At 62.0% G+C, this 13231-nt stretch carries 10 protein-coding genes; 1 reads left to right on the top strand and 9 read right to left on the bottom strand.

Annotation, left to right across the window (positions count from 1 at the left end; translation table 11 throughout):
* From BEK68_RS25625 to BEK68_RS22900, 6 genes are all read right to left on the bottom strand, one after another.
* The coding region (locus tag BEK68_RS25625; protein WP_139111377.1) for a c-type cytochrome at positions 1–382 on the bottom strand (382 nt) is incomplete at its 3' end.
* A complete protein-coding gene (locus BEK68_RS22920; protein WP_015855715.1) occupies positions 382–1878 on the bottom strand; it encodes a flavin monoamine oxidase family protein in 1497 nt (498 codons plus the stop codon). The genes BEK68_RS25625 and BEK68_RS22920, both read right to left, overlap by 1 nt.
* 35 nt (positions 1879–1913) lie before the next feature.
* Positions 1914–2603, bottom strand: coding sequence for a c-type cytochrome (locus tag BEK68_RS22915; protein ID WP_137911000.1), 690 nt, complete (start codon positions 2601–2603; stop codon positions 1914–1916).
* Positions 2600–4096: a flavin monoamine oxidase family protein gene (locus BEK68_RS22910; RefSeq protein WP_012430351.1), complete on the bottom strand. Its 1497-nt coding sequence runs from the start codon at positions 4094–4096 to the stop codon at positions 2600–2602. Before BEK68_RS22910 ends, BEK68_RS22915 begins: the two co-directional genes overlap by 4 nt.
* A gap of 193 nt (positions 4097–4289) precedes the next feature.
* A complete protein-coding gene (locus tag BEK68_RS22905) occupies positions 4290–5168 on the bottom strand; it encodes a phytanoyl-CoA dioxygenase family protein (protein WP_012430350.1) in 879 nt (292 codons plus the stop codon).
* Between the two features lie 86 nt (positions 5169–5254).
* Positions 5255–6616 carry an NAD(P)/FAD-dependent oxidoreductase gene (locus BEK68_RS22900; RefSeq protein WP_012430349.1) on the bottom strand — a complete coding sequence of 454 codons (1362 nt, stop codon included), beginning with the start codon at positions 6614–6616 and terminating at the stop codon, positions 5255–5257.
* 716 nt (positions 6617–7332) lie between these two features.
* On the opposite strand from BEK68_RS22900, the gene BEK68_RS22895 reads away from it, so the two are divergent.
* A complete protein-coding gene (locus BEK68_RS22895) occupies positions 7333–8766 on the top strand; it encodes a TetR/AcrR family transcriptional regulator (RefSeq protein ID WP_012430348.1) in 1434 nt (477 codons plus the stop codon).
* Positions 8767–8944: 178 nt separating this feature from the next.
* On the opposite strand, the gene BEK68_RS22890 is transcribed toward BEK68_RS22895, so the two are convergent.
* The 3 genes from BEK68_RS22890 to BEK68_RS22880 form a co-directional block, all read right to left on the bottom strand.
* Positions 8945–9775, bottom strand: a complete 831-nt coding sequence (locus BEK68_RS22890; RefSeq protein WP_012430347.1) for a phytanoyl-CoA dioxygenase family protein — start codon at positions 9773–9775, stop codon at positions 8945–8947.
* 86 nt (positions 9776–9861) lie between these two features.
* Positions 9862–10833 carry a WD40/YVTN/BNR-like repeat-containing protein gene (locus tag BEK68_RS22885; protein WP_012430346.1) on the bottom strand — a complete coding sequence of 324 codons (972 nt, stop codon included), beginning with the start codon at positions 10831–10833 and terminating at the stop codon, positions 9862–9864.
* 13 nt (positions 10834–10846) lie between these two features.
* The gene (locus BEK68_RS22880; protein ID WP_012430345.1) at positions 10847–13207 is read right to left on the bottom strand and encodes an efflux RND transporter permease subunit; all 2361 of its coding nucleotides are present in this window, start codon (positions 13205–13207) and stop codon (positions 10847–10849) included.
* Between the last annotated feature and the right edge of the window lie 24 nt (positions 13208–13231).

Here is a 13231-nt window from a genome sequence, read left to right as displayed (position 1 = left end):
TCACCATCGACTCGAACTCGTGCTCCGAAAGGCTGAGCGCAAATGGCGTCATGGTCGGATCGCTACGCTCGCCACTGGCGAATGCCTTGAGCTGCTTCCTGAGATAGGCCTCCTTCTGCCCCGCCAGGCGCGGATAGGCCTGGGTAACGGCGTTGCCTTCGAAGCCGTGGCAGTAAATGCAAGAATCGCTGGCGCGCGGCCAAGGGCCGTTCACACCTGCGTTGTTGTCCGAGATCTTGTCGACCTCATTGCTTATCCGCAGCAGGCCATAGACTTCCGGCCCATAAACGATGCCGCCGACCACGGCAGCTGCCAACAGCAGCCAGCCTGACAGGATGAGCATCCGCTTGCCGCGGCTGCGTGGTTTCGTTGTGGTATTCATCAAGCCTTCCCCCCGGCTACGGCCTGTAGCGCCTGCAACGCTGCCTTGTGGCCGGAACGCACCGCACCGTCCATGTAACCCGCCCAGATTTCCGCCGTTTCCGTGCCCGACCAGATCAGCTTGCCAACAGACGGATGCAGGGCTTCACCGTACGTGGTGAGAAAACCGGGCGGCATCGGCGACACGCAGCTCAGCGTCCATTTGTCTGCCTTGAGCCAATCACGCTGATGGAATGCGATGGGGTGCAGCGCTTCATCGCCAAACGCCTCGGCATAGATCTGCGAGAGCTGGGCCTCGGCCTCCTTCGGATCGGCCGGCAGCATGCTGATGTGCACGAACGCGTTGATCACGCCGAACGAGACATCCTCCGGCGAGTTGTCGTACGCCCAAAGCACCGGCCCCCCCGGTTGAAAAATCCAGCCGTTCAGGCCCTTGTCGCGCCAGAACGCTTTCTTGTAGACGTGCGTCGTCTTGCGTCCGGGCGCAAACGCCGGCCAGCGGCGCTGCATTTCGCGGCGTTTCTCCGGCAGCGGCGGGTCGAAGGCGATCTGATTGCACAACATCGGCGCGAGCGCGACGATCACGTTACGCGCACGGACCACACCATTGGCGGTATGAATGGCGACCGGTCCGTTCTGCCAGTTCTCAATGCGCAGCACGGGGCTCGACAGTCGGACCTTGTTACCCAACGCTTCCGCCATCTTGATCGACAGAATCTGCGAGCCGCCCGAGAGTCGGGTGCCTTGCGCGCCGTCCTTAACCGCTTCGAGCCGGTCGTAGTTGCATTCGGCTGAATTGACCATCGACAACCAGTGCAGCAGCGACAGTCGCGCCGGCGAGGCGCCACCCGTGATCGCCAAGCCGGTCGACCAACCGATCTGGTCTGCGTTTGCGATGTTCTTTTTCACCAGCCAGTCGCCGACCGACATCGCGTCGAACTCGGCGGCGCGCGGCGATTTCCACGGCGCGCCACACGGCACGCTTTTGGCCAGTTCCTCGAGTTCATGTGCAATCTTCGGATCCGTGCCGAAGCCGCCCTCGGTATCGACTGCGGCACGCGCGCCACCGGCCAGCATCACCGTCTTGCCCTGCCAGTAGGTGGGAAACGTACCAACACCCAGCTCGCGAGCCAGATCGGCAACCGCGGTCTGGCCCGGCCCGATCCATTGGCCGCCCGATTCCGAGAAGTAGCCTTTGCCGAGATCGTGGTTGAGGGTGCGTCCGCCAACACGGTCGCGTGCCTCCAGCACCACGAAGGATTCGCACCCCGCACGCTTCAGGTCACGTGCAGCGGTCAGGCCGGCCAGCCCGGCACCGATGATGGCCACCTCGAGCACGTCGCGCTCATCGCCGGCGGCAACAGCGGCGCTCGCCACCTTGGGCAATACCGCCGCCGTCGCCGCAGCTGTCACCGATGCGGCCATGCCGAGAAAGCCACGCCGCGTGAGCGCTGCCGCCTCCGGCGCCTCATCGCCTTTCTTTGCAAAATCGTCCATCTTGCTTCCCGCCTAGCTTGAAAAATCTGCGTGGTTTATCGGCTTGCGATGTAGTGCGCGAGGTCGTCGATATCCTGCTGCGACAGCGCTCCGACGACCGCAGTCATCGAACCCGTGGCATCGCGGCGCGCACCGCTCTTGAAGTTGTTCAACTGATCGCGCAGATAGCCGTAACCCTGCCCGGCCAGTCGCGGATACAGGTCTTTGCCCTCCAGCTGCTGCCCGTGACAAGCGGCGCAGTTGTTGGCCTTAACCAGCGCCTCGCCGCGCGCCACGCGGGCCGGGTCCGCCTGGAATGTCGTGTTCGGCAACGGCGTCATCTTCGAGAAATGCGCCGCCAAGCCGTCGATCTCGTGTTGCGACATGCTCGCTGCCAGCGACGTCATAGTCGAATTGCTGCGCTCGCCGCTGGCGAAGGCGGTGAGCTGCTTCTTGAGGTAGGCCTCCGGCTGACCCGCCAGGCGCGGATAAGTCTGGGCGCGTGCGTTGCCCTCATAACCATGGCAAGACACGCACACTTCGCTAACGCGTGGCCATGGACCGCCGACACGCGTGTCCTCCTGCGTGATCTGATCGAGCTGCTTGCCAAACTGCAGCAGGCCATAGAACTCCGGCCCGTACATGACGCCGCCGACCACCACTGCGGCCAACAGCAGCGCGCCTCCCAGTACCAGAATCCGCTTGCCGCGGCCGCGTGATTTCGTTGTGGTATTCGTGTTCATCATGCTTTCCCCCCAGCCGCGGCCTGAAGCGCTTGCAATGCCGCCTTGTGGCCCGACCGTATTGCGCCGTCCATGGTGGTAATCCAGATTTCTGCGGTTTCCGTACCCGCCCAGATCAACCGGCCGATTGGCGGATGCAGCACGTCGCCGTACTTGGTGAGAAAGCCCGGAGGGATGGGCGATGTGCAGCTCAGTGACCAGTTGTCAGCCTTGCCCCAGTCGTGCTCGTGGTACGCGACGGGATGCAGCGCTTCGTCGCCAAACGCCTGGGCATAGATGCGCGAGAGCTCGGTTTCGGCAGCCTTGGGGTCGGACGGCAGCACGCCGTTGTTCACAAAGGCCGAGATCACGCCGAACGAGACATCCTCCGGCGAGTTGTCGTAGGCAAATTGGACCGGCCCCTTCAATTGCACGAGCATGCCGTCCAAGCCCTTGTCACGCCAGAACGCCTTCTTGTAGACATGCGCCGTCTTGCGCATCGGCGCATAGGCAGGCCAGCGGCGCTGCATTTCGCGGCGCTTTTCCGGCAGCGGCGGATCGAAGGCGATCTGGTTGCACAGCGATGGCGAGAGCGCGACGATCAAACTGCGCGCGCGAACCACGCCCTTCGCGGTATGGATGGTCACCGGTCCGTTCTGCCAGTTCTCGATGCGCAGCACCGGGGTCGACAGGCGCACCTTGTCGCCCAGCGCCTCGGCCATCTTGATCGACAGGATCTGCGAACCGCCCGAGATGCGGCTCTCCTGTGCACCGCCCTTGATTGCTTCGAGCTGCCTGTAATTGCAATCCGCCGAGTTGATCAGGGACAGATAGTGCAGCATCGATAGTTTTTCCGGTGCAGTACCCGTCGTCAGCTGCGCGGCAAGCGCCCAGCCGATTTGGTCTTCCGGTGTGAGGTGCTTGGTTGCCAGCCAGTCGGCTAGCGACATGGCGTCGAACTCGGCAGCACGCGGTGAGGTCCACGGTGCGGCGGTCGGCACGCTCCTGGCCATCTCCTCGAGCTCGCGCCGCAGCTTCGGATCCGTGTCAAAGCCGCCGTCGTTTGCGAGGGTTGTGCGTGCGTTGCCGGCAAGCATCACTAAATCGCCCTCCCAGTGCGTCAGGAAGGTGCCGACACCCAGCTCGCGAGCCAGATTGGCAATCGCGGTCTGGCCCGGCCCGATCCATTGGCCACCCGCTTCCGAGAAGTAGCCGTTGCCGAGATCGTGGTTAAGGGTCCGTCCGCCAACGCGGTCGCGCGCCTCCAGCACCACGAAGGACTCGCACCCCGCACGCTTCAGGTCACGTGCCGCGGTCAGGCCTGCCAGCCCCGCGCCGATGATGGCCACCTCGAGCACATCGCGGCTATCGCTTGCTGCAGTGACTGCGCTCGCCACATTCGGCAGTACCGCCGCCGTTGCCGCTGCCGTCACCGATGCGGCCATGCCGAGAAAGCCGCGCCGCGTGAGCGCGGCCGCCTCCGGCGCCTCATCGTGTTTCTTTGCAATGTCGTCCATCTTGCCCCCGGGCTTAACTTGAAAAATCTGCGTGATCTATTGGCTTGCGATGCATTGCGCAAAGTCGTCGATATCCTGTCGCGACAGCACTCCGACGCCCCTGGCATCGCGCCAGTGACATCGCTGCGTGCACCGCCCTTGAAGCGGCTGAGCCCTCCCCATGCGCTCCATGGGGAGGACGGATGCACTGGAGTCAGTCGAAGTGGCCAACCTCGACAAAGTCGTCCTGCTGGAGCAGCGCATGCGGGTCGGTCATCACCCCGTTGCGCTCGACAAATCCTGCATAGGTCGTGCTGCACGACCACCCGAGCAGCCGCTGCATTTCCTCAGGGAAGCGCTTGACGCGCTCGATGGGCAACGTCAGGTAGTGGTTCTCTTCCTGCCGCAGGATCGCGAGGTCATACGACATGGTCAGCCCCGTGCGCGGCGCATTGCTCCGGTTCTGACCACCGCCGTGGTACGTCGAACCGATGAAGATCAGTGCATCGCCTGCCTCCATCGAGGTCGGGATCGCCTCTTCCTGCTTTGGCATGCGTTCGTCATCCCACTTGTGGCTGCCCGGGATGACCAAGGTCCCGCCGTTCTCTTCGGAGAAATCGGTGATGGCGATCATGATCTGCACGCGAGCTTCCCGCTTGTAGCCAGGGTGCCGCCACAGCCAGACCGAATCGTCGCGATGCAACGGCTGCATGCCCTGACCAGGTCGAATCTGGATAGCCTGCGTCACACCCACCTGAATATCGGGGGCCACCTCGACCTGGTTCTCACCGCTCCAGAGCTTGATCGGCTTCTGCAGAATGAGGCGTGCGGTTTCGAGATACAGCGGGTTCAGCGCGACGTCGACCATATGATCGGTGCGGGCAAACAGACGTGACAGCCGCCGCGTTTGCGTACCGGCAAAGTATTCGTCCACCCCATTCGGCGTGGTTTCGAGCATCGGAAGAAGGTCCTTCTTCAGGTGTTCGAGCAGGCTGGGGCTGAGGAAGCCCTTCACGATCGCACCGCCGTCTTCTTCAATGACGGACGCGAGTTCAGAGGGCGCTGCTGAATTGGGGAAACGCTTGACGGACATGGTGTTACCTCACGTTGATGTTGAGGGCTGAATAGCGGCAAAACGGCCCAAGGCGTCGTGTTGCTTTGCAGTGAAAGCGCTCGCCTTCAGGCTGCCGCGTGCCGCAGCTTGCGGTTCAATCGATCGTCCAATGTGTTTGCCGCAGCCAGAGCCCCATTGACGAGACACCAGCGGAACGGCTCTGGCGGCAGCGTGGGCGTGTCGTAGCGCAACGCTGCCAGCAGCGGCGGCTCGGACCCGCGAATCTTCTGGGCGAGCATGTTCCCGAGCATGGATTGACTGGCCAGGCCATGGCCAGAACACCCGGCGGTGTAGTAGATGTTCTGGTTTGCGCCGGTGGTGCCGACCACGGGAAGCGCGTTGCCGGCGGTGCTGATGTAGCCGCTCCAGCAATGCCGCAATGCGACGTCCTTCAAGGTGGGCAAACGCTCATGGAGGTTTGCTCTCAGCGCTCGATACTGGTCGTAGGCGGGCACGTTCGGCGTTTCTGATCCGTACGGATAGTGGATGCGCTTGACGGTGGAGATGATTGTGTTACGTGCCGTCAGCCGGAAGCTCTCCATGCTGTAGTGGCCCGTCACGATGCCTTCGCGCCTTGGCCAATCCAGCGAGGCCAACTGCACTGCGGACAGCGATTCGGTCTCAATTGCCGAGATCCGCAATGGCACGACCTTGTTTGCAAGCAAACCGAGCTGCGGGGTGTAGGCATTGGTGGCCAGCAACAGCACCGGGGCGCTGACGCTACCGCGCGGAGTCTTCACCTGAATGACCGGCCCTTCGGTGTAAGACAGCAGCGGCGTGTTCTCGTAGAGCTTCACGCGAGCCCGCAGCGCGGCACGCCGCAGCCCCATGACGTATTTGCCCGGGTGGAGCGTTCCTCCGGCCGGCGTGTATTCACCAAACAGAAACGCCGGTGGAATCCCGCGTGCGCGCATTTGCGCGTGATCGAGAAATTCCGACTTGTGGCCGTGTTCGGTACCGACCAGCATATCGGCGCGGATCTTCTTTTCCTGCGACGGATGGACACCCGCCCGAATCCACCCGGACTGCACGTACTCGCAGTCGATATCGTGTTCCTTGAGCTTGTCTTCCACGAAGCCGACAGCGTCGTCGTAGTAGCGGACGATCTGCGTCGCCCGCTCCTTGCTGAGGCCCCTGAACATGAGATCGTATTCGAGCGCCATGGCGCCGGCCAGATAGCCTGCGTTGCGCCCGCTGGCACCAAAGCCGGCGAAATCCCGCTCAATCACAACGACGTTCGCGCCCAGCCTGGTGAGCTCCAGCGCCGCGGAAAGGCCTGCAAAACCGGCACCGGCAATCACCACATCCGCGCTGACGTTACCCTCGAGCGCATGCTGCATGTCGTCGGGCTTTTCAACCCACCCGCCCAGCGCCCGATACTTCCCCAGGTCGGCTCGCTCTTTACCACGCTCAAGATTCGTACTCATTTCGGACTTCCTCAATCCCGGCTCAAGATGTGGGCGACCAGCGCGGTTTCTTCGAAGCCTTTCATCCCTCCATGCACGACGACGGGGTGCTTTGCCATGGTTGCCTCCTACGACTTCGTCTGTTGAGGGTTGCGTAAATCAAACCTGGAGCGATGCGCGACGGTGCGCTGCACATCAGTTGAAGCCGACTCTCATATCCGGGCGAAAGAGAAGCGGCGCCGCCCTTCTGTTTCACCGTCAAGTTGGGAGCCGTTCAGCACTTTCCGAAATGCATTGCGCATGCAGCCAGCGCTGCGACGCATGAAATTCCTCACCCGATTCTGCGGCCGACACCCGCCTTGAATGAGCGTATTACTGGCCCTCTAATTACGTTATTACGGCCTAATATTAACGGCGTGACGGCCTACACTCAAGGAAGAACATGTTAGGGAAAACACCGACCGGGCGCGACGCAAACGCTGTCGAGTTGGCTCAGCTTCGCTCGCTGCAAGTTACCGTGTGGCGCGGCAGACCACCGAAAGCGTTTCGCAGCGCGAGGTTGGCAGGGAACGTCCTCCGCGAGGGACTCGCGTTAAAGACGCACGCGAGCGCTGCGCGTCAGGAAGCAGTTATCGCTCGCACACAAGGACGTGAGAGAAAGCGGCAGCGTTTTTCCCATTCCGTCGGATAGGCCTATAATTTGCGGAAGTTTTTGTATAAGCCACGGGAGAGTCAACGTGCCAAACAGCGCGGTCAAGCAAGGAACCCCTGACCATTCGGAGGGAGCCAAGTCCGCCGTGCGCCCATCAACACGGCGCAATCGGGAACAGCGCATTCGCGAGATCATCGAAACCGCGCGCCAGGTCTTTCAAGAAGACGGCTATGCCGGATTCGCGATACGCCGTGTAGCGGATCGCATGGGCATCACCCATGGAAATCTCCAGTACTACTTTCGAACGACGGAAGAATTGCTGCGCACGGCGCTCCCGGCCTATATGAGCGAGGTCATGGAGGACTACGCGGCAATTGCGAGTCGTCCGGGCACGGGAGCAGCGCAACGTTGCTCCGCGCTGATCAATCGCATCTTCCAGAACATCAACGAAACCGATCTGCCGAAATTCATGGTGGAGATCTGGGCATTCGCTTCGCATGAAGCCTTTGTCGCAGAACTGCTGGACGATATGCAGGCGCGTTTTCGGAGCATCTTTGCGAAGTTGTTGTCGGAAATGCATCCCACGTTGAGTCACGAAGAATGTCTGGTGCGTGCCGCCGTGATCGGTGCCCAAATGGACGGCATGACGCTATTCGCCTCCCACGGCGATTACCCCGGAAGAGACTATGTCGAGCTCGCTCGTGTTGGGAAACGCGCCGTCAAATTGGTCGTGAGTGCTTCAGCAGCAACGCTGCAAAGCGAGGTCCCTCTTCGTCGTCCACGCACACAGCACGATGGTAGCGATGCCCGTGTCAGCATTTTTGGATCTGACGGATATCTGCAGCCGGCCCTACTGGAATTGCGCGCGCGTCAGTCGACTCAAGACACCTTCCATTACAGGCCGACGGCGCAGGGCAAACGCAGAGAGCTGAAGATCAACGAGATCATCTCCACCGCCGCCAACCTGCTGGCGACGGAAGGCTATGCAAATTTCACCCTGGCACGGGTAGCCAGAGAACTCGGCACCCTGCCATCGGCGCTTCAGAACTATTTCCCGACCCATGACGACTTGCTCCGCTCGACGATGGAGGCGGTGGGGCAGGCTTATCTGGACCGCTACTCGGAGATCGGCAAACCGAGCGGCAAACCGGCACTGGAGCGCGTGCTCGAAATTGCCGCAGAAAACTTCGAGGAAACCTGTGTTCCTGCTGTGCAGCAGCTGTGGTCGGAGATGTGGGCGCTGGCCCAGCATTCGGATATCACGCGTGAACATGTGAGAAACGGCTATGCCGCCTACCGGGTGGTCTGGGCCGACCTCATCCGGGAAGTCGACGCGACGGCAACCGCGCGGGAATGCCTGGCTCGCGCAACGCTCATCACAGCCCTGCTGGACGGTGTCACGGTGCTGAGGTTTGATGCACAGCACCAATCGGTGAGCGAGGACCGCACGTTCGAACTGGTCATGGTGATGACAGCGCTCATCGCGCAAGGACGGATCGCCCCCAACGACGTTCCGTAAAGCACGAACAAAAAAAGATGCCGTGCTGCCACGGCATCGAAAGACCCCAGAGGAGACCAAAGCTAGGATCTAGGAGACGTCACCAGCGTACGTTTTCAATAGCATCGGCTTACTGCGTTCGCTAGTTTGAGGGGGCTTGGCGATGGCGCACGCCGCTGAGGCGACGACTTTGCTTGCCTCACCGCACCTGCGTGCAGTAAGGCGCCCGGAACGGCTCGCCTGGCGTCAGCGACGGATCGTTGAGATTGCTGATGTCGTAGCCGTAGTTGCATCCTCCGGTTGGCAGGGGCCGGTAAAACAGCTTGTCGCCGTAGAACCGGTAAACCAGCGTATGGCGATCCGGGCAATCCGGGGTCACGGGCGCACCGCCGTGCAGCGAGCCCGAGTGGAACAACAGCGCATCGCCCGGTTCCAGATCCCACGAGACAACGTCCCACGACGCTGGGTCTCTTGCACGGTCGGCTTCAATGTTGGGCAGTAGAGGCCAATCGGTGTTGACCCACAGCGACTTGGTGTGATCGTTGGGATCGTTGTAAGAGGTACCGTTGTACTGCGCCCCAAGGTGAGAGCCTCGTACGACCTCCAGCGCATTCTTGCGGGGAATCTTCTCAAAGCAGGTCCAGATGTTGAGCAACTGCGGCCCGCTGAACGGATAGTACGAAGTGTCCTGGTGCCACGGCGATCGGCCGGCCCTGCCGCCCTTCTTGATGAAGAGTTCCTCGCCGATGAACCACACATGCTCGGAATCCCAGAGCGACGCTACAAACTCATCGAGTCCCAACGCCTTGACCGTCGCGACGTGTACATCGCGGTTGTCGAAGTTGCCGTAGTCGTTGAAATGCTCATCCGGCGTACCTGCAAAGGCGTAGCCGTGCTGCGGGCTGGGGTGGGCAATCCCGTAATCGAACGCCTCGCGCATCCGCTTGAGACGTTCGGGTGAAAACAGGCCTCGGGCGACGGTGGCGCCATCGCGCGCCAGCTCCAGCTTCATCTGCTCTGTCACTTGCATGTGAACCCCTTCTTACCTCGTTGGATAACGAACCGTCTCGAAGATGTCGGGAGACACGGGGAGACGTGTGAGCGCTTTAACTGGCCTCAGAGCCCAGCCAGCACGCCCTCTTTCGAAAACAGGATTGGCTTGCCGCCCGCGTCGATCACAGCGGCGGTGAGTGCCGCGCGGTCTTCACGCTGTGCAACCGCCAGCGGCGCGCCGTCTTCACGCTGCTTGAGCACGAGCCCATCCAGCCCAACCGCAACGAACCCGTTACCCGACGCCACAAGACCGGTGATCGAACTCTTCGTCTCGGCCTTCAACGGTTGCCAGTTCGCTCCACCATCGCTGCTCTGGAACAGGCTGCCGAGCAGACCACCCACCACAATCCGCCCATCGGGCATGGCTACACCCGACCAGAGCGAGCCCTTTCCACCGGTTGCCAGATAGTCCCAAGTGGCGCCGCCATCCGTCGACTTGAGCACCGTCCCCTGCTCGGCAGAGATGTAGAACGCGCCCTTGCCATCCGCAAACACGTGGTACAGGTTGCGGTCGGCCCTGCCGCCCCCGGGCGGTTTTGGCAGCGTCGTTTTCGTCCACGTCTTACCGCCGTCATGGGTCTGCAGCATCAAAGACCACAGGCCGATCGCAATGCCGTCGCGGTCGTTTGTAAAGAGCACCGAGAACAGCGGTTGATCGACGGCCGTATCCATGCGCTGCTTTTGCCATGTCTCACCGCCATCGCTCGTCGCGAGAATCACGCCCCACTGCCCGACTGCCCAGCCGTGCCTTTCATCGGCAAAGGAGACAGCCGACAGCGTGGCGGACGCCGGCACCGTGCGCGCCTGCCGATACGTCTGGCCTTCATCGTCGGAGAGCAGAACGATGCCGTGCTCGCCCACGGCGACGATGCGTTTTCCGGCGCGCGTGGCGTCCAGCAGCATCCTGTTGGTCGGCGCTGGCCACGTATGCGCAGGCTTGGCGCTCCAGGTGGCGACTGTGCCTTCGGCGGGCGTTTGTGCAAACACTGCGGCAGCCGCGCACAGCGCGATGCTGGTAAGAATCGTTTTCATCATGGTTGCCTCCGGATCAGTGGCTCAACAGGCCCGGCGCACGCGCTGGCTTACGCCGCGGGAACCAGCGCTCCAGCACTGAGGCCAGCGCTGGAAGCGCGGTCATCGCCATCACCAAGTTCACGATGAACATGAAGGCCAGCAGCTTGCCCATGTCCGCCTGGAACTTGAGCGCCGAGAAGCTCCACGTCGCCACACCGACGGCCAGCGTGATGGCGGTAAAGATCGTCGCCACGCACTCGAACTCGAGCGCCCGCTCCATCGCCCGCTCAATCGGGTCGCCCTCGGCCAGGTGCCGCTGCAGGCGGTTGTAGATGTACAGCGCGTAGTCCACACCGATGCCCACCGCCAGCACCATCACCGGCAAGGTCGCCACCGTCAGGCCGATCTTGAGTTCCTTCATGAACCAGTAACCAATGAAGGTGGCCACCGTCAGCGGCACGCAGCAAGCAAGCATCGAGCGCCAGTCGCGATAGGCCAGGAACACCAGGATCACGATGGCCGCGTACACGTACAGCATCATCGGCAGCTCGCTATGCTCCACCTCGTCATTGGTGGCGGCCAGCACGCCGGCATTCCCTGCCGCCAGGCGGATGTTGACGCCGGGGAACGGATGCGACACGCGGTACTGCTTGATGTCCTCCAGGATCCGGTTGATCGTCGTCGCCTTGTGGTCGGTCAGGTACAGGTGCACGGCGGTCATGCTGCAGTCGGCCTTCATGAAGCCCTTCAGACGCGCCACGTCCACCGACACCGCACCGTAGTTCTCGGGGTCGATCGGCACGACGTTCATCTTTGGATAGTCTTCGTTGTAGCCCGCGTTGTAGGTGCGCAGCATCCCCGAGTACGACTGGGCGGAGACCACGCCGGGCTCGGTGCGCATGGCGGCGGTGAATTCGTCCTCGTACAAGCCGACGGCTGGGTTGTTGCACGCCTTGCCGGTCGACTCGACGGCCACCGACAGCCAATCGAGCCCCATGTCGTAGTTGCCTGCGATGGACGTCGCATCCCGGTTGAAGCGCGCTTCCTCGCGCAACTCCGGGGCGCCAGGCTGCAGCGTGCCGATCACACGGTCACGGCTCTGCCAGACCGCCAGCCCAAACACCATCAACGTGATCAACAACGTGACGCCGGCGTACTTTGGCTGGGCAACCTTCGACAGAGGACGCAGCACCGCCGAGCGCCAAGCCGCACGCTTGAGCGCGCTCTGCGCATACGCCTGCGTGAAGTTGAAACACGAGGCAGCCACCGGCAGCAGGATCAGGTTCGTCACGATCTTGTAGGCCACGCCCAGCGAGGCCGTGATTGCCAGCTCCCGCACCATCGGAATCGGGATCAGCAGTAGCGTGATGAACGAGACGAAGGCCGTCACGAGGGCCAGCACGCCCGGGATCAGCAGACCGCTGAAGCTGTGGCGTGCGGCGTCGTACGAGCTATTGCCGCGGGCAATCTCGCGCACGATGAAGTTGACCTGCTGCACGCCGTGTGACACCCCGATGGCAAAGACCAGGAACGGCACCAACACCGCCAGCGGATCCAGCCCGAAGCCCAGCAGCCGCAGCGTGCCGAACTGCCAGACCAACGACGACAGCGAACACACGATCAGCAGCACCGTGAAGCGCACGGAATGGCAATACCAGTACACCGAGAGAGCCGTCAGCAGCAGCGCGATCACGCAGAAGACGAGCACGCCCTTGGCGCCATCGGCAATGTCACCAATCTGCTTGGCGAAGCCGATGATCTGAACTTCGTAGCCGGCATCTTCAAACGGCTTGCGGATCTTGTCTTCAAGCGTGTGGTTGAACGCCACGTAGTCGAGCACCTTGCCGGCACTGTCGCGCTCGTTCAGCTCTGCGGTGATCATCGCGCTGTCTTCGTTATGCGAGACGAGCGTGCCCACGTAGCCGCCGAGCGTGGTCGCGCGACGAATACTCGCCACGACTTCAGGCGTGAGCTGATCCGGCGTGATGTTGCCCGAGATGATCGGCTCGGCGCGGAAGCCTTCTTCGGTGATCTCGTTGACGAACGCGTTGGGCGTCCACAGCGAGCGCACACCGATGCGATCCACGTTCGGCAGGTAAATGACCGCCTGAGTCACGTTGTACAACCGTGTGAGCCCTTCCGGCGTCCAGATGGAACCCTTCTTCGCGCGTACCACCACCGTGATGCGATTGGCCCCGAGCAGATCGTTCCGGTACTTCTGGAACGTCTGGATGTATTCATGGCCGATCGGCATCTGCTTCTCGAAGCCCGCATCCATGCGCAGTTGCACGGCAAACACGGCCATTCCTGCAGTGAAGAGGCCAATCACCGCGAGTACGATCATGCGGTGACCGAAGAAGGCTTTTTCCAGCCCCGCAACAAGACGATTCAACACGACACTACCCCTTCAAGTATTTCT

Origin of the sequence: Ralstonia pickettii (assembly GCF_001699815.1) — a bacterium.
GTDB classification, from domain to species: Bacteria; Pseudomonadota; Gammaproteobacteria; order Burkholderiales; family Burkholderiaceae; genus Ralstonia; species Ralstonia thomasii.
The sequence above is the reverse complement of the archived record's forward strand: the minus strand, read 5'-3'. Positions and strand labels throughout refer to the sequence as shown.